Origin of the sequence: Geomonas anaerohicana (assembly GCF_016458305.1) — a bacterium.
GTDB classification, from domain to species: Bacteria; Desulfobacterota; Desulfuromonadia; order Geobacterales; family Geobacteraceae; genus Geomonas; species Geomonas anaerohicana.
Window position 1 is genome coordinate 75,033 of sequence record NZ_JAEMHL010000007.1, and the last position, 22,549, is coordinate 97,581.

The 22,549-nt window shown below is 62.6% G+C and carries 24 protein-coding genes; 19 read left to right on the top strand and 5 right to left on the bottom strand.

The window, feature by feature from the left end; genetic code table 11:
- Positions 1-4 precede the first annotated feature (4 nt).
- Entirely contained in the window at positions 5-973 is a 969-nt protein-coding gene (locus tag JFN91_RS13860) for a GGDEF domain-containing response regulator (protein WP_199389779.1), read from the top strand.
- On the opposite strand, the gene JFN91_RS13865 is transcribed toward JFN91_RS13860, so the two are convergent.
- Entirely contained in the window at positions 951-2,198 is a 1,248-nt protein-coding gene (locus JFN91_RS13865; protein ID WP_199389780.1) for a peptidase U32 family protein, read from the bottom strand. The two genes, JFN91_RS13860 and JFN91_RS13865, sit on opposite strands and share 23 nt — an antisense overlap.
- Positions 2,199-2,627: 429 nt before the next feature.
- Here JFN91_RS13865 and JFN91_RS13870 point away from each other — a divergent pair, with 429 nt between their 5' ends.
- The 8 genes from JFN91_RS13870 to JFN91_RS13905 all read left to right on the top strand — a co-directional run bounded on the left by JFN91_RS13870 (position 2,628) and on the right by JFN91_RS13905 (position 10,734).
- Positions 2,628-3,623 (top strand): LysM peptidoglycan-binding domain-containing protein, encoded by a 996-nt coding sequence (locus JFN91_RS13870; RefSeq protein WP_199389781.1) that lies wholly within the window; start codon positions 2,628-2,630, stop codon positions 3,621-3,623.
- A 19-nt stretch (positions 3,624-3,642) separates the two neighbouring features.
- Positions 3,643-4,722: a DNA-processing protein DprA gene (gene dprA / locus JFN91_RS13875; protein WP_199389782.1), complete on the top strand. Its 1,080-nt coding sequence runs from the start codon at positions 3,643-3,645 to the stop codon at positions 4,720-4,722.
- Between the two features lie 25 nt (positions 4,723-4,747).
- Complete coding sequence (topA, locus tag JFN91_RS13880; RefSeq protein ID WP_199389783.1) at positions 4,748-7,090, top strand: type I DNA topoisomerase; 2,343 nt, start codon at positions 4,748-4,750, stop codon at positions 7,088-7,090.
- A gap of 432 nt (positions 7,091-7,522) precedes the next feature.
- Positions 7,523-8,836 (top strand): methylenetetrahydrofolate--tRNA-(uracil(54)-C(5))-methyltransferase (FADH(2)-oxidizing) TrmFO, encoded by a 1,314-nt coding sequence (trmFO, locus tag JFN91_RS13885; protein ID WP_199389784.1) that lies wholly within the window; start codon positions 7,523-7,525, stop codon positions 8,834-8,836.
- An 85-nt stretch (positions 8,837-8,921) separates the two neighbouring features.
- Positions 8,922-9,122, top strand: a complete 201-nt coding sequence (locus JFN91_RS13890; protein ID WP_199389785.1) for a hypothetical protein — start codon at positions 8,922-8,924, stop codon at positions 9,120-9,122.
- 77 nt (positions 9,123-9,199) lie between these two features.
- Positions 9,200-9,775, top strand: coding sequence for a Maf family nucleotide pyrophosphatase (locus JFN91_RS13895; protein ID WP_199389786.1), 576 nt, complete (start codon positions 9,200-9,202; stop codon positions 9,773-9,775).
- Between the two features lie 16 nt (positions 9,776-9,791).
- Positions 9,792-10,487: a YggS family pyridoxal phosphate-dependent enzyme gene (locus JFN91_RS13900; protein ID WP_199389787.1), complete on the top strand. Its 696-nt coding sequence runs from the start codon at positions 9,792-9,794 to the stop codon at positions 10,485-10,487.
- Between the two features lie 16 nt (positions 10,488-10,503).
- A complete protein-coding gene (locus JFN91_RS13905; RefSeq protein WP_199389788.1) occupies positions 10,504-10,734 on the top strand; it encodes a hypothetical protein in 231 nt (76 codons plus the stop codon).
- On the opposite strand, the gene JFN91_RS13910 is transcribed toward JFN91_RS13905, so the two are convergent.
- On the bottom strand, positions 10,731-11,108 hold the full coding sequence (locus JFN91_RS13910; RefSeq protein ID WP_199389789.1) for a hypothetical protein: 378 nt from the start codon (positions 11,106-11,108) through the stop codon (positions 10,731-10,733). The genes JFN91_RS13905 and JFN91_RS13910 overlap by 4 nt on opposite strands.
- 333 nt (positions 11,109-11,441) lie before the next feature.
- On the opposite strand from JFN91_RS13910, the gene JFN91_RS13915 reads away from it, so the two are divergent.
- The 3 genes from JFN91_RS13915 to JFN91_RS13925 all read left to right on the top strand — a co-directional run bounded on the left by JFN91_RS13915 (position 11,442) and on the right by JFN91_RS13925 (position 15,226).
- On the top strand, positions 11,442-13,064 hold the full coding sequence (locus JFN91_RS13915; RefSeq protein ID WP_199389790.1) for an ABC-F family ATP-binding cassette domain-containing protein: 1,623 nt from the start codon (positions 11,442-11,444) through the stop codon (positions 13,062-13,064).
- Positions 13,065-13,323: 259 nt separating this feature from the next.
- Positions 13,324-13,701 (top strand): hypothetical protein, encoded by a 378-nt coding sequence (locus JFN91_RS13920; protein ID WP_199389791.1) that lies wholly within the window; start codon positions 13,324-13,326, stop codon positions 13,699-13,701.
- A 325-nt stretch (positions 13,702-14,026) separates the two neighbouring features.
- On the top strand, positions 14,027-15,226 hold the full coding sequence (locus tag JFN91_RS13925; RefSeq protein WP_199389792.1) for a class I SAM-dependent rRNA methyltransferase: 1,200 nt from the start codon (positions 14,027-14,029) through the stop codon (positions 15,224-15,226).
- Positions 15,227-15,236: 10 nt separating this feature from the next.
- On the opposite strand, the gene JFN91_RS13930 is transcribed toward JFN91_RS13925, so the two are convergent.
- On the bottom strand, positions 15,237-15,644 hold the full coding sequence (locus JFN91_RS13930; protein ID WP_199389793.1) for a bacteriohemerythrin: 408 nt from the start codon (positions 15,642-15,644) through the stop codon (positions 15,237-15,239).
- 131 nt (positions 15,645-15,775) lie between these two features.
- Between JFN91_RS13930 and JFN91_RS13935 the strand changes: the two genes are divergently transcribed.
- Positions 15,776-16,372, top strand: coding sequence for a hypothetical protein (locus JFN91_RS13935; RefSeq protein WP_199389794.1), 597 nt, complete (start codon positions 15,776-15,778; stop codon positions 16,370-16,372).
- Between the two features lie 71 nt (positions 16,373-16,443).
- On the opposite strand, the gene JFN91_RS13940 is transcribed toward JFN91_RS13935, so the two are convergent.
- Together JFN91_RS13940 and JFN91_RS13945 are read right to left on the bottom strand one after the other, a co-directional pair.
- Entirely contained in the window at positions 16,444-16,626 is a 183-nt protein-coding gene (locus JFN91_RS13940) for a hypothetical protein (RefSeq protein ID WP_199389795.1), read from the bottom strand.
- A 168-nt stretch (positions 16,627-16,794) separates the two neighbouring features.
- Positions 16,795-17,616 carry a polysaccharide deacetylase family protein gene (locus JFN91_RS13945; protein ID WP_199389796.1) on the bottom strand — a complete coding sequence of 274 codons (822 nt, stop codon included), beginning with the start codon at positions 17,614-17,616 and terminating at the stop codon, positions 16,795-16,797.
- A 155-nt stretch (positions 17,617-17,771) separates the two neighbouring features.
- Between JFN91_RS13945 and JFN91_RS13950 the strand changes: the two genes are divergently transcribed.
- The 6 genes from JFN91_RS13950 to JFN91_RS13975 all read left to right on the top strand — a co-directional run bounded on the left by JFN91_RS13950 (position 17,772) and on the right by JFN91_RS13975 (position 22,355).
- On the top strand, positions 17,772-18,218 hold the full coding sequence (locus JFN91_RS13950; protein ID WP_199389797.1) for a thioredoxin family protein: 447 nt from the start codon (positions 17,772-17,774) through the stop codon (positions 18,216-18,218).
- Between the two features lie 98 nt (positions 18,219-18,316).
- Complete coding sequence (locus tag JFN91_RS13955; RefSeq protein ID WP_199389798.1) at positions 18,317-18,463, top strand: hypothetical protein; 147 nt, start codon at positions 18,317-18,319, stop codon at positions 18,461-18,463.
- A complete protein-coding gene (locus tag JFN91_RS13960) occupies positions 18,460-20,316 on the top strand; it encodes a sensor histidine kinase (protein WP_199389799.1) in 1,857 nt (618 codons plus the stop codon). Before JFN91_RS13955 ends, JFN91_RS13960 begins: the two co-directional genes overlap by 4 nt.
- 1 nt (position 20,317) lies before the next feature.
- Positions 20,318-20,755: a response regulator transcription factor gene (locus JFN91_RS13965; protein ID WP_199389800.1), complete on the top strand. Its 438-nt coding sequence runs from the start codon at positions 20,318-20,320 to the stop codon at positions 20,753-20,755.
- Positions 20,756-20,871: 116 nt separating this feature from the next.
- Positions 20,872-21,519, top strand: coding sequence for an outer membrane protein (locus JFN91_RS13970; RefSeq protein ID WP_199389801.1), 648 nt, complete (start codon positions 20,872-20,874; stop codon positions 21,517-21,519).
- Between the two features lie 23 nt (positions 21,520-21,542).
- Complete coding sequence (locus JFN91_RS13975; RefSeq protein ID WP_199389802.1) at positions 21,543-22,355, top strand: PAS domain-containing protein; 813 nt, start codon at positions 21,543-21,545, stop codon at positions 22,353-22,355.
- Positions 22,356-22,549 lie beyond the last annotated feature (194 nt).

A 22,549-nucleotide genomic window follows, 5' to 3' on the forward strand; every position in this document is an offset into this window, starting at 1 on the left:
GGACATGGAGCTTTTAGTCGTCGACGACGAGGAGACCTTGAGAAGCGTGGTGTCGCAGGTACTGACCGCGGACGGGTTCACCGTCTCCGAGGCGGCCAGCGGCGAGGAGGCCCTGGAGGCGTTCCGGGCCGGGTCGCACCAACTGGTGATCACCGACATCAGGATGAGCGGCATGAGCGGCATCGAGCTTTTGAGCGAGATCAAGAGCCACAACCCGGACACCCAGGTGGTGATCATGACCAGCCACGCCTCGCTCGACAGCGCGCTCACCGCCCTGCGGGCCGGCGCCTACGATTACCTGGTGAAGCCGTTCGAGAGCCTCGACCTGATCTCGGCGGTGGCGGGGCGGGCGGCGGAGAAGGCGCGCCTGGTGGCGCAGAACCGCGAGCTCCTGGAGCAGCTGACCCGGGCCAACCGGGAACTGCAGGAGGCAAACCAGGCGCTCAAGGAGGTGGCGGTGCGCGACGGCCTCACCTCGCTGTACAACCACCGCTACTTCCAGGAGGCCTTCGCGCAGGAAGTGGCCCGCTCCAAACGCTTCGACAAGCGCTGCAGCCTGATCTTCTTCGACGTGGACAACTTCAAGCACTACAACGACACCCACGGGCACCCGGAGGGGGACCGGCTCCTGAAGGGGCTGGCCCAGATCGTCATTTCCCACTCCAGGGCCTGCGATGTCGCCGCGCGCTACGGGGGGGAGGAGTTCGTGCTGCTCTTGCCGGAGACGGGAAAGGAAGGGGCGGTGAAGGCGGCCGAGGAGATGCGGGCGCGGGTGGCGGAGCACCCCTTTGCGGGGCGGGAAACCCAGCCCCTGGGGCGGGTCACCGTGAGCGTGGGGGTGGCCTCCTTCCCGGAGGACGGCAGCGAGGCCCAGGCGCTGTTGGAACGTGCGGACCAGTTCCTGTACCAGGCCAAGAACAGCGGCAAGAACAAGGTGGTGACGGCGGTGGCTACTCCGTCTTCTCCCGTCTGATCAGGTCGAATTCGCCGGCACCCTGAACTCCCACCAGGATCACGTGCTGGTTGGGATGCGCCACGGTGAGGGGGACGCCGTCCAGGTCGGTCATGGCGGAGAGCGTGAAGCGGGTGAAATGGGCGCCCTGGCCGATCAGTTCCAGCACGTCGCCGGCCTGGAGCCGGTTGCGCACCACGACCTGGACCCCTGCCTCGACCTCCTTTTCCACCAGTGCCACGAACTCGAAGTTGCGCACGTAACAGGAGAGGTACTCGTGGTCCACGTCGCGCGGTTTGCCCAAAAGGAACCCGGTGGTGTAGCCGCGGTGGCTCACCTTGGCCAGTTCCTCGAGCCACTCCGGCTTGAGCCGGTACCCCTGCGGGTCCTCCCAGTAGCGGTCCAGCGCCTCGCGGTAGATCCGGATCACGCTCGCCGCGTAGTAGATCCCCTTCATGCGCCCCTCGATCTTCAGGGAGTCGACGCCGCACTCGACCAGGGCGGTGAGCTGCTCGATCAGGCAGAGGTCCTTGGAGTTGAAGATGAAGGTGCCGCTTTCGTCCTCGTGGATGGGGAAGTACTCGCCGGGACGGGTCTCCTCCACGATGGAATAGTTCCAGCGGCAGGGCTGGGTGCACTCACCCTTGTTGGCGTCGCGCCCGGTCATGGCGGAGGAGAGCAGGCAGCGCCCGGAGTAGGAGATGCACATGGCGCCGTGGATGAATACCTCGAGCTCGACGTCGCAGCGCTGCGCCGTTTCCCGGATCGCGTCCAGGGACATCTCGCGGGCCAGGTTGACCCGTGTCACCCCCTGGGCCTGCCAGAAACGGGCGGCACGCCAGTTGGTGGTGTTGGCCTGGGTGGAGAGATGGATGTCCCGCCCCGGGCAGCGCTCGGCGATGAGCGCAACCACGCCGGGGTCGGCGGCGATGAAGGCGTCCAAGGGGATGTCGGAGACCTCGGCCAGGTAGCGCTCCAGGGCCGGGAGATCGTCGTTGTCGGCGAAGGCGTTCACGGTGAGATAGACCTTCACCCCGTGCGCGTGCGCGTAGGCCACCGCCTCGTCCAGTTCCAGCCGGGTGAAGTTGCCGGCCAGGTTCCTGAGGCCGAATGCCTTCCCCCCCAGGTAGACGGCGTCGGCGCCGTAGCGGATCGCCACCTTCAGCTTCTCCATGTTGCCGGCCGGCGCCAGCAGTTCCGGTTTCACCCGCGGGCGTACCACCCGCTCCCCCTGTGTCTCAGCCATAGCCAACTTCTCCAGCCCCATCCCGTTACCAGTCAAACCGTGCTCCTTGTCGGTGCTTCGCTGCCGGGTTGCCTTGTCGCTTGAGCGGCCGCACCCGGACACCGGACAACCTAGCATACACCGGGCGGCTAAGGGAACCCCCCAAAGGCGCTTTCCCCTTGACATTGATAGGCAAAAGGCTTTAATTATGTTAAATTTTTTCGGTACCAAGGGTTGCCACGCCAAAAAAGGGGTCTGCTAAGCTCTCGGTTTCATAAGCTTATCCGGCACCCCTTTCATGCTTTCCCTATAAAATGCGTCCCGAAAACTAATGAATGGTTCGCTGTCGATCTGGTTACCGTTGTCATGAGCGCTGTATCACTTTGCACACCTCGCCACGGGGTAAGGGCGAGGAGGAGGGTGGGGCGTTTGGTGCCCCTAAAGGAGCCTATGAAAAAACACCTCTGTCTGGCACTGCTCTTCCTGGGGCTGACCGCACCGTTTGCGGCGGCACAGGAACAACCCACCATCTACACCATCGTCCCCGGCGACACCCTGTGGGGGCTCTCGCAGCGCTTCCTGAAGGATCCCTACTACTGGCCCAACGTCTGGGCCAACAACCAGTCGGTCGGCAATCCCCATTTCATCTATCCGGGCCAGAAGGTACGCATCTATTCCGACCGCATCGAGATCGGGCCGGCGACCGACGTCCCGGCGGCGCCCCAGGCCTCCGCCTCCCAGGAACAGCGCGAGGAGCCGCAAGCGGTGACCTTCTCGGTCAACGGCAGCGAAGGGTTCCTGATCGAGAACGGCATGAAACCGTCCGGGACCGTGATCTCCCTGCACCAGAACCGGGAGATGGCCGGCACCGACGACATCGTCTACACGGACATCGGGCGCGCCCAGGGCGGCAACCCGGGTGACCGCTACCAGATCTTCAAGAAGATCGGCCCGGTAAGCCACCCGGTCACCAACGTGATCCTCGGCCAGCAGGTGATACCGCTGGGCGAGTTGCAGCTCTCCGAGCTGGAGGAAAAGGCTTCCAAGGCCATCGTCACCAAGTCGTTCCAGGAAATCAGCGCGGGCTCCTTCCTGCTTCCCTACCAGGAGCGCAAGCTGACCATTCCGCTCAAGTCCGCCGACCGCGATCTCACCGGCTATATCGTGCAGACCCAGACCGGCAACCAGGCCCTGGCGGTAAACGACGTGGTCTTCCTCGACCTGGGCAAGGCCCAGGGGGTGCAGGCCGGCAACATGCTGTACATCGTGCGCGACGTGGTGCCCGACCAGCGCTACGCCAACGCCAAGATCGAGAAGCTCCCGGTGGAGGTGATCGGAGCACTTGTGGTGGTCTCCATCGGCATGAACAGCTCCACCGCCGTCATCGTGAAGAGCGTGGACACCGTGTACCGCGGCGACCGCGTGGAGATGAAAAAGAGCAGGTGACGCCAAAGGGGGTAACCCCATGGATCACTACTATTGGTTCGCGCTGAAGTCCGTGCCGCAGGTGGGTAACGTCACCTTCCTGCGGCTTTTGGCGCACTTCGGATCTCCGCAGGCGGCGCTCGAGGCTTCCTTCGAGGAGCTTGCCGCGGTCAAGGGGGTGAGCGCTGCTACCGCCCGCTCCATCGCCGGGCACGACTACCGCGCCGGGGCCGAGGCCGAATGCGAGCGGGTGCGGCGCGGCGGCGCGCAGGTGGTGGACATCCTCTCCGAACGCTACCCGCGCCTCTTGATGCAGATATCCGACCCGCCCCCCTTCCTCTACCTCAGGGGGGCTATCGAGGGAAGCGAGACCGCGGTGGCCATGGTCGGCTCCCGGCATGCCACCCAATACGGCCTGTGTACCGCGACCCGCCTCGGCAAGGAGTTGGCCGGGCAGGGTGTCACGGTGGTTTCCGGCATGGCGCGCGGCATCGACACCGCCAGCCACTGGGGGTGCCTCAAGGCGGGAGGGCGCAGCATCGCCGTCCTCGGCTGCGGCGTCGACGTGATCTATCCGCCGGAAAACGCTGCGCTCTACCGCACCCTGTGCGAGCAGGGCGCGCTGGTCAGCGAGTTCCCCATGGGGACCTCCCCCGTGCCCGAGAACTTCCCCAGGCGTAACCGCATCATCAGCGCACTGGCCCGCGGGGTGCTGGTGGTCGAGGCGGGGGAGGGGAGCGGATCGCTGATCACGGCGCAGTACGCGCTGGAGCAGGGGCGAGAGGTGTTCGCCGTCCCGGGTAACGTCACCACGTCCGGCAGCCGCGGCGTCAACGGTCTCATCAAGCAGGGAGCCAAGCTGGTGGAACGGGTGGAGGACATCCTCGAGGAGCTTGGCATCGTGCCGTTGGCGACCCACCCCCAGGAACAGCCCCCGGCTTTCCCGCTCACCCCGCAGGAGGCCGAACTCTACACCCTGCTCAGTCAGGGCGTGCTGCAGATCGACGATATCATCGTACAGAGCGCGTTGACAGCAGGCGAGGTTTCCGCTACCTTACTTCGCTTGGAAGTGAAAGGGATCATCATTCAGCTTCCCGGCAAACGCTTTGCGGTCGTCTGAACCAATACCGTAACCAGGTGGACACATGTCTCAGAATCTCGTCATAGTCGAGTCTCCCGCCAAGGCGAAGACCATAGAAAAATTTCTCGGCCCCGATTACAAGGTGCTGGCGTCGTTCGGCCACGTGCGCGCGCTCCCCAGCAAGCAGGGGTCCGTGGACGTGGAGCACGATTTCGAGCCCAAGTACGCGGTGCTCCCCGAGAGCAAGAAACACATCGACGCCATCAAGAAAGAGATGAAGGGGATCTCCTCGCTGCTCCTGGCGACAGACCCCGACCGCGAGGGGGAGGCCATCTCCTGGCACCTCCTGGCGGCGCTCGGACTGGACGGCAAGAAGAAAGTACCCTTCGACATCAAGCGCGTGGTGTTCCACGAGATCACCAAGGACGCCATCGTGCACGCGGTGCAAAACCCGCGCGGCATCTCGGGGCACCTGGTGGACGCGCAGCAGGCGCGCTCGATCCTGGACTACCTGGTCGGCTTCACCCTCTCCCCGTTCTTGTGGAAGAAGATCCGTTACGGTCTCTCCGCAGGGCGCGTGCAGTCGGTCGCGCTGAGACTCATCTGCGAGCGCGAGAAGGAGATCCAGGCCTTCAAGGAGCAGGAGTACTGGACCATCGGCGCCAAGCTGGAGACCGCTAAAAAGCAGGGGCTCACCGCGGCGCTGGTCGAGGCGGAAGGGAAGAAGCTCGGCAAGTTCGACATCCCGGACCGCGAGGCGGCCTTCAAGCTCTATGCGAAACTGGGGGGCAAGGGCGAATTTCCCAAACAGGAAGGTGACGACGGCGCGACGCCGCTCGTGGTGCAGACGCCGACGAACCCGGAGTACCGCGTCGACAAGGTCACCAAGAGCGAGAGAAAGCGTTCGCCTTCCCCGCCGTTCACCACCTCCACCTTGCAGCAGGAGGCGGCCAGGAAACTGGGCTTCTCCGCCAAGAAGACCATGTCCACCGCGCAGAAACTCTACGAGGGCATCGACGTCGGCGAGGGTGCCGTCGGTCTCATCACCTACATGCGTACCGACTCCGTGGCGCTCTCCAACGTGGCGCTGGAGGACGCGCGGCAGCTGATCACCTCGCTCTACGGCAAGGAATACGCCCTTGAGAAGCCCCGCTTCTTCAAGAACAAGTCCAAGAACGCCCAGGAAGCGCACGAGGCGGTCCGCCCGACCTACATCTCCAAGACCCCGATCGAGGTGAAGAAGTTCCTCACCTCGGACCAGTTCAAGCTCTACGACCTGATCTGGAAGCGGACCGTCGCCTGCCAGATGGCCGAGGCGCTTTTGGACCAGACCTCGGTCGAGATCACCGCCGGCGCGGGCTTCCGTTTCCGCGTGGCCGGCACCGTGATCCGCTTTGCCGGCTTCATGAAGCTCTACATCGAGGGTGTCGACGACGAGGCCGAGGACAAGGAGAAGGAAGGGACGCTCCCGCCGCTTGCCGAGGGTGACATCCTGAAGCTGCAGCAGCTGCTCCCCGAGCGCCACTTCACCCAGCCGCCGCCGCGCTACACCGAGGCGACCCTGGTGAAGACCCTGGAGGAGTACGGCATCGGGCGTCCGTCCACCTACGCCTCGATCATGAACACCATCATCGAAAGGAAGTACGCGCGCCTGGACAAGAAGCGCTTCTTCCCCGAGGACGTGGGGATGGTGGTCTCGGACCTGTTGACCAACCACTTCAACCAGTACGTCGACTACAACTTCACCGCCAACCTCGAGGAACAGCTCGACATGGTGTCGCGCGGCGAGAAGCAGTGGCGGCCCCTGTTGCACGAGTTCTGGGGGCCGTTCATCAACCTCTTGAAGCTCAAGGAAGGTGAGGTGAGCAAGTCCGACCTGACCACCGAGGCCACCGACGAGGTCTGCCCCGAGTGTGGCAAGCCGCTGGTGGTGAAGCTGGGCAAGTTCGGAAAGTTCTTCGCCTGCACCGGCTACCCCGAGTGCCGCTACATCCGTCCTCTCGACAAGGAGACCGGCGAGGTGGTCGAGCCGGTGGTTTCCGAGGAAGTCTGCGACAAGTGCGGCAGCCACATGCTGATCAAGGAAGGGCGCTTCGGCAAGTACCTGGCATGCTCCGCGTACCCCAACTGCAAGAACATCCAGCCGCTGGTTAAGCCCAAGGGAACCGGCATCACCTGCACCGCCTGCGGCAAGGGGGAGTTGATCGAGAAGAAGTCCCGCTTCGGCAAGCTCTTCTACTCCTGCAACCGTTATCCCGAGTGCAAGTTCGCGCTGTGGGATCTTCCCGTGCAGAAGCCCTGTCCCAAGTGTGGTTTCCCGCTGTTGGTGAAGAAGGTCTACAAGCGTGAGGGCGAGTTCCTCAAGTGTCCCAAGGAAGGTTGCGACTACCAGAGCAACAAGGAGTAGGGGTGAGGGGGACTGGCTCCGCAGGTGCCTGTCCCCTTACCGCCAGTATCGGTAATGAGCGCGGGGTCTTCGGACCCCGCTTTGATTTTGGCGGCACAAAGATCAAAAGCTTCAACGCCAAGGGGCGAAGGCGCAAAGGCGCAAAGGGAAAAGCAGGTTGTGTTTCCCCCCTCTTTTAGTTGTAGAGGTTTCTCTTTGCGTCTCTGCGGCACTGCGTCTTTGCGTTAAAGCTTTTAAAAGGCTTTTGGTAACGCAAAGCCGCAGAGTCGCAAAGGGACAAGCGGTTTTCCCTTCTGAAGGTTTTCGTTGTTTCATTGCGTCCTTGCGTCTTTGCGTTATATAAATGGTTTTTGTCTTAGATTTTTCTCTGCGCCCTGGCGGCTCTGCGTCTTTGCGTTAAAGCTTTAGTTGTTAATAGATTTAGGAGAAGTAATGACCCAGCAGATCACGGTAATAGGCGGCGGACTGGCCGGATGCGAGGCGGCCTGGCAGGCAGCCAAGCGCGGCGTGAAGGTTCGCCTGTACGAAATGAAGCCCGGCAAGTACTCCGAGGCACACCACCTCCCCGGGCTCTCCGAACTGGTCTGCTCCAACTCGCTGCGCGGCGACTCCCTCGAGAACGCGGTCGGCCTCTTGAAGGAAGAACTGCGCCGCCTCGACTCGCTCTTCATGGAAGGGGCGGAGGCCACCAAGGTCCCCGCCGGTGGCGCGCTGGCCGTCGACCGCGAACTCTTCTCCAACTACATCACCCAAAAGATCGAGGAGCACCCCGACATCGAGGTGGTGCGCGAAGAGCTGACCCATATCCCGGAAGAGGGGATCGTGGTGGTGGCCTCGGGCCCCCTCACCAGCGGCGCGCTGGCCGAAGAGATCGGCCGCCTGGCCGGCAACTACCTCTACTTCTACGACGCCATCGCCCCCATCGTCGCCGCCGATTCCATCGACTACGACAAGGCCTTCCGCGCCTCCCGCTACGGCAAGGGTGACGGAGACGACTACCTCAACTGCCCGATGGACGAGGAGCAGTACCACGACTTCGTCAAGGAACTCCTGGCCGCCGAGAAGGTGGAGCCCAAGAGCTTCGAGAAGGTGGTGCACTTCGAGGGATGCATGCCCATCGAGGAGATGGCGAGCCGCGGCGTGGAGACGCTGCGCTTCGGCCCGATGAAGCCGGTGGGCCTCACCGATCCGCGTGTCGGCGTGGAACCCTACGCCGTAATCCAACTGCGTCAGGAGAACCGCGAGGCGACCATGTTCAACCTGGTCGGCTTCCAGACCAAGCTCACCTGGCCCGAGCAGAAGCGGATCTTCCGCATGATCCCGGGCCTGGAGCAGGCGCAGTTCCTGCGCCTGGGCTCCATGCACCGCAACACCTTCATCAACGCGCCGGAGCTCCTTGCCGCCACCTGCCAGTTGAAGAGCGATCCCCGCATCCTCTTCGCCGGCCAGATCACCGGCGTGGAAGGCTACGTCGAGTCCGCCTCCAGCGGCTTCGTCGCCGGGGTCAACGCGGCGCGTATGGCCAAGGGGGAGGAACTGGTCGTCCCGCCCGCTGAAACCGCCATCGGCGCGCTGGCGCGCCACATCACCAACACCGAAGCGGCCCACTTCCAGCCCATGAACGTCAACTACGGGCTCTTCCCGCCGCTCATCGGGCGCATCAAGAAGAAAGAAAAGCGCGGGCTCCTGGCCCAACGAGGTCTGGAAGCACTGCAAGCGTGGCTGCCTAAGGTCGTAGCTGAGTAGTCGCCGCGCCCCAGCGTCCCCACCTTGTAAAAGGGGGGACAGGGGGGATTTCGAGCCGCCCGCCGGGCGTGCCGGGGAGGTTGCTATGACGGGGAACAAGGAACGGCAGGAGATAAGCGTCGTCGGGCGGCTGCTTTCGCTGGAGGCCCTGGTCTTTGTCATGGGGGTCGCCTCCCTGGTGTATGGCCTGGCCACGGGCACGCACTGGAAAACGGTACTGGGCGTCATCGTCGTCCTTGCCGTCATCCTGATCTTTAGATTCTGCCGCCGTTGTAGGGGCGAATAACCATTCGCCCCTACAGTAAACCATGCCGTTCCAGTCGCCGTCCCATCGAGGAGAGGCGGCCTTGAAGAGGAGAAACAATGTCAGCAACCACCATCGTCCTGGCCTCCGCCTCCCCCAGGCGCAGCGAACTCCTGGAATCCGCCGGGATCAGCTTCCGCGTTCTGCCCGCCGATATCTGCGAGGATCAGCTCCCCGGCGAGGAACCGGTCGACCACGTGCTGCGCCTGGCCGAAGGAAAGGCTAGGGCCGCGGCCGGAATGACCGAGGGGCGCTTCTTCCTCGGCGCCGATACCATCGTCCTCTGTGACGGCGAGATCATGGGGAAACCCAAGGACCACGCCGACGCCCAGCGCATGTTGAGAAAGCTTTCCGGCGTGCCGCACGAGGTGGTGACCGGCTTCGCCATCTACGACCGCGAGCGCGACGACGCCCTGGTGGAGGCGGTGCGCACCAAGGTCTTCTTCAAGCCGCTGCGCGACGAGGAGATCGACGCCTACATCGCCACCGGCTGCCCCTTCGACAAGGCCGGCGGCTACGCCATCCAGGGGGGCGCCGCCCACATGGTGCAGAAGATCGACGGCTCCTACACCAACGTGGTGGGGCTGCCGCTGTGCGAAGTGGTCGAAAAGCTCAGGGTCTTGGGCGCACTGTAGCAGGAAGGGAGTAGTGATGGGCGAGATTGCCGAACATCTCAGGGAGATCCGTGAACGCATCGCGCAGGCCGCAGTCCGGGCCGGCCGCGATCCCAAAACGGTGCGCCTGGTAGCCGTTTCCAAGACCAAGCCTGCCGCTGCCATAGCAGAGGCCTTCGCCTGCGGCCAGGTCATCTTCGGAGAAAATTACGTCCAGGAACTGGTGACGAAGCAACCCGAACTCCCGGCGGAGATCTCGTGGCATTTCATCGGCAGCCTGCAGAGCAACAAGGTGCGCCAGATCGCCGGCAAGGTGGACCTGGTCCACTCGGTGGACCGCCCGAGCCTGGCCCGCGAGATCGACCGGCAGTGGGGTGCCCTGGGCAAGGTGTGCGACATCCTGGTGCAGGTGAACATTTCCCGCGAAGAGACCAAGGGGGGGACCAGCAGCGAGGAACTCCTCGACCTGGTGCGCGAGGTAGCACAACTGCCCCACATCAAGGTGAAGGGACTGATGACCATGCCCCCGTTCTTCGACGACCCCGAGGGCGCGCGCCCTTACTTTCGCAAACTGCGCGAGCTGGCCGACGAGGTGAGGGAGGCTGCCATCCCCGGGGTGGAGATGCTGGAGTTGAGCATGGGGATGTCAGGCGATTTCGAAGCCGCCATCGAGGAAGGTGCCACCCTGGTGCGGGTCGGCTCCGCCCTGTTCGGCGAGCGCCAGTACCACTGAAACGAAGGAGATCATGATGCCAGGGCAGGGAAAGCAGGTATCAAAGCTGCGGCGCCCCTTCGTGGTAGCGGGCGCCGTGGTGGGTGCATCGTTTAGTGCTTGGTATCTCTACCGCAACTTCCGCAGCAGCGCGGCCGCGACCGATCCCATCTGGACCCGCTTCGTCAACGTCGCGCTCATCATGTTCGTGTCCATCTACCTGGCCAACCTGCTGCGCCGCGGTGTGGAGTCCCTCAAGAAGCGCTAGTCTTCCTCGGCGATCTTGGCCGGTGCCGGCACCAGCGCCAGGAAGGTGGAAACCCGCTGGGCCACCAGCGATTCCAGTATGGCGAATACCAGCGAGATGGTGGCGTAGATAGCCAGCGTCGCCTCCATGGAGGCCGGGATGGAAAGGTCGTGCTGGGAATGGCGCACCATCCAGATCATGGCCACTGCCACCGCGCCGCAGCCGAACTGCCGCCACACCCAATTTTTCTGCTCGACAAGTAGCTGCATCAACTGCTCGATCTCCCCTTCCAGGAAGCAGCGTTCCGCCATGATCCAGGACATGTAGATGCGAGGCAACATGACAGCGGTCATGGTCATGGTGACGGTCATCATCAGTGCGCCGAACATGTTCATAAATCCCCCTCCGTTACCCGATCAGATTCATTGCTCTTGCCGTAGCACAAACAAAGCCCAAAACGCCTCGTGGCGACATTATCTCTCATTAAGACGAAAGGCACGTCATTACGACATGTTGCACTCGCTGCTGGTGTGTCGAAGTGCAGGGTGGGGTGAATCATGCGGTGCATCGTGTACGGCTTTTGAACAGGTGCTGTTCGGTTATTACGCTAAAAGGCGCAGCAAAAACGAAAGAACCGGCGGTCTGCTTTCTTGAAGAAAATTAAGTTGTCACTGTAGCCGCGTTCGTGCTAACGCTGATAAGTTGCGAATTCAGCACAGGGAGAAAGCATGATCCATCTGTCCAACATCACGAAACAGCACGGCTCGCAGGTCCTTTTCCGCGACGCCAGCTTCCAGATACTGCCCGGCACCCGTTCCGGCCTGGTCGGCCCCAACGGCGCAGGCAAGACCTCGCTGTTCCGGATCATCACCGGAGAGGAAGAGATCGACGCCGGCGATATTACCGTCGCCAAGAAGACCACCATCGGCTACTTCTCGCAGAACATCGGCGAAATGTCGGGACGCTCCGCCCTTGAAGAGGTGATGGCGGTTTCTGCAGAGACGGTGCGCCTGGCCGGCGAACTGAAGCAGATGGAGGAGCAGATGGGGCTACCCATGTCCGATGACGACATGGCGGCACTACTGGAGCGTTACGGCTCCGCCATGGAGGAATTTGAGCACCGTGGCGGCTACGATCTCGACTCGCGCGCCAAGGAGGTCCTGACCGGCCTCGGCATCGGCCCGGACCGCTTCAACAACCCGGTGGAATCCTTCAGCGGCGGCTGGCGCATGCGCGTGGCCCTGGCCGGGATCCTGACCCTGTCGCCCGACGTGCTCCTTTTGGACGAGCCGACCAACCACCTGGATGTCGAATCCATCATCTGGCTGGAGGAGTGGATCGCCAGCGAGTACAAGGGCGCGCTCCTGATGACCAGCCACGACCGCGACTTCATGAACCGCGTGGTGAACCGCATCGTCGAGGTGGCCAACAAGACCGTCACCACCTACGGCGGCAACTACGATTTCTACGAGAGGGAACGCGACATCCGCCGCGAGCAGCTCCTGGCGAGTCACAAGCGCCAGCAGGAGATGCTGGCCAAGGAAGAGGAGTTCATCGCCCGTTTCGCCGCCCGTGCCTCGCATGCGGCGCAGGTGCAGTCGCGGGTGAAGAAGATAGAAAAGATCGAACGCATCGAAATCCCGCCCGAAGAGCGCGTGGTGAAGTTCGAGTTCGCCACCCCGCCCAGAAGCGGCGACGACGTGGTGGCCATGGACAACCTGGGCAAGAGCTGGTTGAACCCCGACGGCAGCGTCCATCCCATCTTCTCCGGGGTCACCGGGGTCATCAAGCGCCTGAGCAAGATCGCCGTGGTCGGTGTTAACGGTGCCGGCAAGTCCACCTTCCTGAAGACCATCGCCGGCCAGACCGACGCCACCGAGGGGAGCGTCAGCCTTGGCGCCAACGTCGAGCTCGGTTACTTCAGCCAGCACGCCATGGAGATCCTCGATCCCAAGAAGACCATCTTCGAGACGGTGCAGGACGTCATTCCGCTCGCCACCATCGGCGTGATCCGTAACCTCCTGGGCGCCTTCCTGTTCCAGGGGGACGACGTCGACAAGCGCATCGAGAACCTCTCCGGCGGCGAGAAGAGCCGCGTGGTACTGGCCACGCTCCTGGCGCGCCCGGTCAACTTCCTGGTGCTGGACGAGCCGACCAACCACCTGGACATCCGCTCGCGCGAGATTCTCCTCGATGCACTGGAGAACTTCCAGGGGACCGTGATCCTGGTGAGCCACGACCGCCACTTCCTGCGCAAGCTGGTCGACCGCGTCATCGAGGTGGACCACGGCGAGATGCGCCTCTACGAGGGGAATTACGACTACTACCTCTCCAAGACCGCGCATGCCTGAAACTCCCCCTAGCTAGAGGGGGGGGCCTTAAAGCGGGACCCTGAAAACTCCTCTTTAGCTAAGGGGGCCAAAAAAGTCCCCCTTTAACAAAGGGGGACTTTAGGGGGATTTGCTTTTTGGGGGTAAGCGGAAGGTTGCGGGAAGATGTCGCTAATCGGTAAGATTAACGCCCCTTACATTGATTGTTTGCCTTGAGCGCCTGCTCCGTGTTATAAGAGCGATGCTGTAATTCAATGACATCAAACAAAGGAGATCTGCAATGTCGAAAAACCAGAACGAAATGACCTTTAAATACATCTTCACCTACGATTACAACCCCATCTATGTCAACGGTGCCCACGGCGGTATCTCTCCGCGCGGCGAGCTGGTGATCAACTTCTACCTCGAGCGCCAGCCGCTGCCGAACGCCATCAGCCACGAGATCACCCAGGCCGGCCAGATCGGTCCCGAGACCGAGGTAGAGCCGTCTGATCTGGGCCGCAGCCTGGTGCGCCAGGTCATCAACGGCATCGTCGTGAACCACCAGACCGCACGTGAACTGCACTACTGGCTGGGCGAGAAGATCAAGGAACTCGACGCCCTGGAACAGGCTCGCCAGGCCATGGCCGCTGAGCAGGCCGGCCAGGTCACCCACTAGAGCACCGCTACAGCAAAGTAAAAGGGGCGGCATCCCATACGGGATCGCCGCCCTTTAGTATTTATACGGCCGATAGGCCCGATCACCGCAGCGGAGACTCTCCTCCCCCCGGAGGGGGGGACGCTAGGTCCAGGCTTGCCGCCCCCGTTTTTGCAGCTAGACAGGGAATTATAGCTGTGTCGTCCCACGCTCCTCCCCCCGGAGGGGGGAGGTCGGGAGGGGGGATTAGACGCTGATGTCCCTCTCCCTGTCCCTCCCCCTCCGGGGGAGGGGACGCCAAGTCCGGGCAGCCCAGTTAAGAGATTTAAGAACGTTGAGGAGTCACATGTCCAAACAGTACGTGGTAGGAAACGAGTCGGTGCGCATGATCGAGCTTGGGCATCCCTGGATCATCGCCGATGCCTATACCAAAAAGTGGCCCGCCGGCGAGGCCGGGGACCTGGTGGAACTGGTCGACGGCTCCGGGCGCTTTCTCGCCTCGGCACTGCTCGACCCCAGGGACCGCATCGTCGCGCGCATCCTGTCGCGCCAGCGCATGCGTCTCGACCGGGGCTGGGTGCAGGCACGCCTGGAACGGGCCGTGGCGCTCAGGAAAAACCACGCGCAACTGGACGACTCGGACGCCTACCGGCTGGTCAACGGCGAGGGTGACGGACTCCCCGGGCTCACCGTGGACCGTTACGGTGACTACCTCATGGTGCAGGTGTACTGCTCGGGCTGGCGCAGGCATCTGAAACTGGTGACCCAGGCGCTGGAAGAGCTCCTGGCGCCGGCGGGAATCTACGAAAAGGGACGCCCCCAGAACACCAGGGAACTGGAGGCGGAGAGCGACACCAAGAAGTACGGGCGACTGCTGGCGGGGAAACCCGCCCCCGAGCCGCTTTTGGTGCGGGAAAACGGGCTCACCTACCGGGTCAGCCTCGAGCTCGGCCTGAACACCGGGCTCTTTCTCGACATGCGCAAGCACCGGCGCGACCTCATGGCCCGGGTGCAGGGCAAGCGCTTTCTGAACCTGTTCTCCTACACCGGCGCCTTCTCGGTTGCCGCCGCGGCGGCCGGTGCGAGCCTGGTCACCAGCGTCGACGCTTCGCCCGGCTACATGGCCCAGGCGAAGGAGAACTTCGCGTTGAACCGGCTCAACCCCAAGCGGCACGAGTTCCTGGTCGGGGACTGCTTCACGGTACTGGACGACCTGGCCCGGCAGAAGAAGGTCTACGACGTGATCCTGATGGATCCCCCCTCCTTCTCCACCACGGCCAAGAGCCGCTTCACCACCCGCGGCGGCACCTCGGACCTGGTGGCCGCGGCGCTCAGGCTGCTCAAGGCGGGCGGGCTGCTGATCTCTTCCTCCAACCATCAGAAGGTGGACCTGGCGGACTACCTGAAGGAGTTGCGCCGCGGCGCGCTGCAGGGGGGGGACCAGTTGCAGGTGGTTTCCTTCGGCGGGCAGCCCGAGGACTTTCCCTATCCCGTGTCCTTCCCCGAAGGGCGCTACCTCAAGTACGTCATCGCGGTCAAGGGGTGACCGGGCGGGATCAGCTCACCCCGCAGTCGTGCAGGAATTTTGCATAGCGTTTGTCGGTAAGCTCGATGTGGTTGAGCACCCAACTGGACAGGAAATTCAACAGCTCCAGGGCGAGCCCCGGCCGCCTGGAGCTCAGCCGCTCCTTGAACGCGAAGGCCTTGGCGATGAAGCGCTGGTGCTCCAGTTCATGCAGGGCCATCTCGGGGTATCTGTGGGTACGGAACAGCTCTTCCTCCACCGCGAAGTGCGCCTGCGCGTAGTTGAACAGGTTGGTGAGCACGTCTTCCAACACGTCGGCGCTCTCGTTGTTCCTGATTGCCTGGTCCAACTCATCCATCATCTGGATCAACCTTTTGTGCTGCTCGTCCACCTTCACGATCCCCACACTCAAACTTTCCGACCACTCGATTATGTCCATGAACCTCTCCCTTTGGGGGCGTGTTGAAACAGTGTATGCTTGCTCCGTAGCCAACCGGACCCACTCTGTGTTATCTTTTTCCCTTCGCCGTCAACTTCACCGCCAACTTCTCCGCAGCACCCGGAGCCTTCATGGCCGAGCCCAGACCGCCCGAACTGGAAATCTCCTGCCAGCAGATCCTGCTGCCCGACTCTTCCGTCTATTCCGTGCAGTGGATCGATCTCCCCGTGGAGGCGGCAGTGCGGGGCACCCCCGCCTTCCTGCTGGAGCACTACTTCAAGGTAGTGCGTCGCTGCACCCTGGGGCTGATCACCCCGGTCATGGGACCCGGCGGCGTCGAGTTCCGGATCACCGGGACCCGCTATGCCCTGCTCGCCTTCAGCGCGGCCCGTTTCGAAACTGACCAGGAGACCCGGGCGGTCCACCTCTGCATCAGCGGCGGCATCCTGGTACAGCCCGGGGAGTGCGACAGCGGCATGTTTTCCCTTTTGAACACGACCCGGCCCGATGGCGGGCGGGTCACGGTGCAGCTCTCCGACTACTGCCCGCTCCTTTTGGGGAGCAGGAGCCCCAGCCGGCTGCGCAAGCTCTGCTACGGGATGACGCAGTCGTTCTTCCACAAGGTGGTGACCATCAGGTACCTGGCCTCCCTGTTTCGTGAACTGTCCGGCGTGAAGGCGCAGGTCACAGTCAGAAACGTGGTGGTGCGCCAGGGAACGGATATCTGACCCAAGCTACTTTTCGGATGGAGATGAGACTACTTGAGGGATTTGCAGCGGGATAGTGACACAGGGGGGCTCTAGTCGGGCTTCTTCTGGTTCAGGGCTTCGTAGAGCGCGATCTGCTCGGCGCTCGAGAGCTTTTTTTTCGAGCAATGCTTGCCCAGGCACATCCTGCACCTGTCATCGGAACACCACTGGCAGAAGCTGCAGTCAGGGCAGGGGTGCTTCTTGCAGTTCCGGGAATCTTTCTTTTCGTCCATGTGACCGCTCTTACTGCTGTGACTGAAAAAGCGGCGCCGGCACCTTTGCCGTGCGCCGCTTTTCTTATAGCCGATTAGTAGACCACGTTCTCTCTGGTAAAAGTCCCCCTTTTGCAAAGGGGGATCAGGGGGATTTGCTTTTCGTCGGGAGAGGCGCCCCGAGGAAGCTTAGTACACCACGTTCCTCTTGGGGGCGGTCCCCTCGACGATGCGGGCGAAGGATTTGCCCTGGTCCGCGTTGATCAAGAGGTAGCGCGGCAGCTTCATGGCCACGTCGCCCGGGCCGGCGTGGTGGGCCTCGATGGTGAAGGTCGCCACGTAGCCCGCCTCGGCCGCCTTCTTGAGCAGGTAGTCGTCGTAGATGCCGAACGGCCACGCCAGCAGGTCCACCTTGGTCCCCAGCTTCTCTTCCAGTTTCGCCTTACTCTTCTTGAGCTGGGTCTGCACCGACTTCTCGAATTCTGCCGGCGCCATCTTCTTCTTGTCGTGCCTGAAGTTGGGGTGCCAGAAGGTGTGGGACTGGATGTCGAAGCCGTTCTTCTGCAGGGTTTTCAGCTGTTCCCAGGTCATGGCGTACTTGGCGTTGGAGATGGCCGAGGGGTAGACGAACACGGTGACCGGGACGTTGTACTTCTTGGCCAGCGGCAGCATGTCGCTGTAGACGGACTTGTGCGCGTCGTCCTCGACGATCACTACCGATTTCGGGGCGGGTGCCGGTCCCTTCTTCAGGTAGTAGTCCACGAGCTTTCTGAGCGGAATCACGGTGTAGCCGTTGTCGCGCAGGTACTTCAGGTGTTCCTCGAAGACCGAGGTCTTTATGGTCATGCCGTCGGCCACGGTGGGGCCGAAGCGGTGGTACAGGAGTATGGGGACGTGGACCCCCTGGCTGGCGACGGGCTGGGCCGGCTTGGCGGCCGGGGTGACGGCCTGCGCGCCGGTTACGGCCAACAGGGCGACGGCGAGCAGCAGGAGCAGGATACGAAACTTCATCGGTACAAAACCTCCGGTTGATTTTCAAACAACCCAACATAGCAGAAAGCACGAAAATGTGAAACGCCGAATCCGCACGAACTTCAAAAGGAGCGGATGGATGCCCGGCGGGATGGTAGAATTCTCCAGTTCCATTCCAGTACAAGGAGGAAGACATGACATCATACCAGATCAAGTGCCCCGGTTGCGGTGCCGTCAATCGCATCCCCGCCGACAAGGAGGGGGTGGCCGGGACCTGCGGCAACTGCCGCGCCAAGCTCCCGCCTCTCTACAGCACCCCCCGCGAACTCCACGACGCAGACTTCGACGCCTTCGTCGCCGCATATCCCGGACCGGTGCTGGCGGAGTTCTGGGCCCCCTGGTGACCGCACTGCGTCTCATTCGCACCGGCGGTGCGAAAGGTTGCGGCACTCCTGGCCGGGGAGGCCCTGGTGGTCCAGGTGAACACGGATCAAAGCCCGGTACTGGCGGGGCGCTTCGGGGTGCGCGGCATCCCGGTGCTGCACCTGGTGCGCAAGGGGAAGTCGGTCGAGCAGCTCTCCGGGGCGCAGCCGGCAGAGGCGGTGGTCGCCTGGTTCAGGCGTTTGCAGACTAAAGGCTGACCGGTACTGGCATAGATGGTTGGCACTGCTCATTGACAGCGACCGATGGTTTGGCAGAATTGATGTCGGCTACTTCATAATGAGAAAGGGAGGTGACAATGACGAGGGACCAACTGCAGATCCTTGAGAATCAACTGGTGGCCAACTGTCAGTACAAAGGCATTCAGACCACCATGCACAAGCTGCTGGAGAGCCTCTACGAGGGAAAGAGCCTCGATGCCATACTCACCGAGATGCTTGAATGAATAACACCCCGCCGCAACGAAGGCCTTCGATCCGTCGCCAGTTGTCCATCCTGGTCGCCGCCTGCGTCCTGCCGGTCTGGCTGATCGCTGCCGTTATGGCGCGTCACGCCTATGTCTCCAAGCTGGACCAGGTGAGCCGCGACCTGCTCGAGAATGCCCGCGCCATGACCATGGCGGTGGACCGGGAACTGGACAACGTCCAGGCCTCTCTCAGCGCGCTGGGCAGTTCCCCCTCCTTCAGGAGCGCCGATTTCGTCGCCCTGCACCTGCAGAGCAAGGAAATCCTCAAGAACTTCCCCGGTGCCGACATCATCATCGCCGACCGTACCGGGCAGCAACTGGTGAACACCTACCGCCCCCTGGGGAGCACGCTTCCCAGGCGCGGCAACCTGGACACCGTGCGCCGCATCTTCGAAGAGAACAAGCCCGTCGTCAGCAACCTCTTTCGCGGCGCCGTCACCAAACGCCCGGTGATCGCCATCGACGTGCCGGTGGTCATCGACGGTGCCGTCGCCTACGACCTTTCCATGTCCTTTCCCTCGCAGGTGCTCTCCTCGGTGCTGCAAAGCCAGAACGTCTTCAAGGACTGGTACGGGACCGTGGTGGACCGCAACGGCGTGATCACCGCCCGCACCAGGAACCTGGACCAATTCGTGGGCAAGGAACTGACCGGAGACCTGCGTGCAGCCCTGTCCCGGAGCAACGAAGGGGCGCTGCTCATCAAGACGCCCAAAGGAGGCACCACCTTTTCCGCATTCTCCAAATCCTCCTTCTCGGGATGGACCGTGGTCATTGCGGTCCCCGCCGAGGTCGCGCTGGCCGACATCTATAGCTGGATGCGCTGGGCGGTGGGGGTCGGCGTCGCCATTTCGCTGCTCGGGATCCTGCTGGCCTCCTGGCTCGCCAGCCGCATCGCGCGGGACATCCAGTCGCTGGTGCAGCCGGCGCTGGTCATCGGTAGCGGTGAGGTCGCCCCTGCGGTCGCCACCGGTTCCAAGGAGACCTCCGAGCTGGCCGAGGCACTGGTGCAGGCATCCCACCTGCTGCAGCGCCGGGCGGCGGAAAGGGATCAGGCGGAACGGCAGCTCTCCCTCACCATCGAGGACCTGCGCCGCGAGACGGCGGAGCGGAGCCGGGCCATGGAGGAGGTGCGCCGGCAGGAACAGCTCCTCATCCAGCAAAGCCGCCAGGCGGCCCTGGGGGAGATGGTGGGCAACATCGCCCACCAGTGGCGCCAGCCGCTTAACGCGCTGGGCCTTTTGGTGCAGCAGCCCCTTTTGTTCCACGAACTGGGCCAGCTGGACCGGGAGTTTCTCGTGGAGCACGTCGCCAAGTCCATGGCGATCGTGCGCCACATGTCGGAGACCATCGACGACTTCAGGAACTTCTTCAGGCCCGACAAGGAGAAGCTGCGCTTCAAGGTCGCCGACGAAGTGGCCAAGGTGCTCTCGCTGGTGGACGGCAGCCTGCAGTCCCTGGGGGTCTCCCTCAAGGTGCTGCAGCAGGGGGACCCGGTCATCGAAGGGTACCCCAACGAGTTCGCGCAGGTCCTGCTCAACATCCTGATCAACGCGCGCGACGCCATCGCCGAGCGGGCGGTGGCTGCTCCCGCGGTTCAGGTCAGCATCGCGGAGCAGGAGGGGAGGGCGGTGCTCACGGTAACGGACAACGCCGGAGGCATACCCGTGGAGATCATGGCCCGCATCTTCGACCCCTACTTCACCACCAAGGGGCCCCAGGCCGGGACCGGCGTCGGGCTTTTCATGTCCAAGACCATCATCGAGAAAAACATGGGGGGGCTGCTCACCGCGTGCAACGTGGACGGCGGCGCGCAATTCAGGATAGAGGTTTGACATGGCGACTACCATGATGCTTGTCGAAGACGATCGCGATACCCTGGACATCCTCGCCGTCGTGCTGCGGCGCAAATTCGGCGACCTGCAGTTGTGCACCGCAGGGAACGGCAAGGAAGGGTTGGAACTGTTTAAGGAACGGGGTGCGGACATCGTGATCACCGACGTCAACATGCCTGAAATGGGGGGCGTCGCCATGGTGCAGGCGATCCGGGGGATCAAGCCGCAGGTGCAGTTCATCTTCATCACGGCCGATGCCGGGAGAGCAACCCTGGAGCACTCGGTGGGGGGGGGCTTCGAACTCGACCATTACATCGAAAAACCCATCGATTACCGTGACCTCTTCTCAGCCATAGAGGAGTCACTGGCAAAGCTGACGGCTATGGCGTCGGTCGCGCCTGCCGGTACTGAATCGAAGCCGCAACACAAAGCGCTATAAAGCGAATACGATGACGAATGGTGTACAAGCGCCCGCCCAGGATGTATACTGAGCCCCGTTTCCCTGAGCTGTCGTACTGCTATCAAAGAGACCAGTCACACACAAGGAGGACGTCCATGAAAAAGAACCTGCTCGCTATCCTCGTTTTGTCATTGCTTGCTCTTCCTGCCGCCGCCATGGCGACGCCCCCTCACCCCGGCCCGTACGTCTCCGGCTTTATCGGGGTGACCGTTCCCGAAACCGTCAATGCCACCAGTTTCGACGGCGTCACCACGTTCAACGACCGCATCAAGTTCGACCCGGGGCTCAACGTCGGCGGCACGCTGGGCTACGACTTCGGCCTGATGCGTCTGGAAGGCGAGATCTCCTACAAGGATCTGCAGCTGAACCGGGTCACCGATCGGGACAGCGGGCAGCGCTTCCGGATCGCCGACGGCAACGTCGATACCACCGCCTTCATGGCCAACGTCTTCTTCGACATGCATAACAACACCCCCATCACTCCCTATCTCGGCGGCGGCATAGGCTTCGCGGCGCTGCACCTGAACGACGTGTCCAGCACCGCCGGCGATTTTCTCTACGAGGCCGACGACCAGGTGGTGCTCGCCTACCAGGCCGGTGCCGGTCTGGAGATCGCCCTGAACCGCCAGCTTTCTCTCGACCTCGGCTACCGCTACTTCGGCACCTCGCAGGCCTCCTTCATCAACACCGAGTTCGAGGTCCAGACCCACAACGCGACCATGGGGCTTAGGCTGAAGTTCTGACACGAAGACCACCCGGGGTAGTCATGAATGATCTGAGCGCTCACAACCAGGAACTGGAGCGGCAAAACCAGCAACTCCTGGACGCCTACGCCCAGTTGGACCGGGCCCTGGCTCAGTACGCCGAACTGTACGATTTCGCGCCGGTAGGCTACCTGACCATAGGGGAGGGGCGGCGCATCGAAAAGGTCAACCTGACCTGCTGCACCCTGTTGCAAAGGGACCGGGTGGTGCTGCTGGGGAAGGATTTTCTGGAACTGGTTGCCAGGGAGGACCGCCCGGCCCTGCTCGATTACCTTGACCGGATCTGCTGCCACAGCGACGGGGTCGAGTGCGAGGTACGGCTGCACAACGGCACGCCGGTCCGGTTGGAGTCCGCCGTTTCACAGCAGCACCGCGAGTGCCGCATCGTCATGCTGGACGTGACCCGGCAGAAACAGGTCGAGGGGGCCCTGCGGGAAAGCGAGAAACGTTTCAAGGCCCTGGTGGAAGTCACCTCGGACCTGGTCTGGGAAGTGGATGGCAACGGGGTCTACACCTACGTCAGTCCCAAGGTGTTCGACCTGCTCGGTTACACAGTCGAGGAGGTGGTGGGTAAGACTCCTTTCGACCTGATGCCGCGTCATGAGGCCGACCGGCTGCTCATGATTTTCGCCGAACTCGCCGCGCGCCAGGAGCCGTTTCACAACCTGGAGAACATCAACATACGTAAAGACGGCAAGCAGGTGCTCCTCGAGACCAGCGCCGTACCCATCTTCGACGCCGACGGCGTCTTTTGCGGTTTCCGTGGCATCGACCGGGACATCACCCACCGCATGTCCCGCACCGGGGAAACTTAGCCCCTTCACTCACTGCGACCAATATACAAGAAGGCCGGGTCCCATGCCCCGGCCTTTCTTGTCAGTATCCTCCTGCGCCGGGAGTATGGGGGCGGATTATTTCGTTGTAATAAAAGCGTTGTGTGATATTTTGGGCACCACTTCAGAGTGGTTGCCTCCAAGAAGGGATCGGCCACAGCAAAAACAGGTGAAAC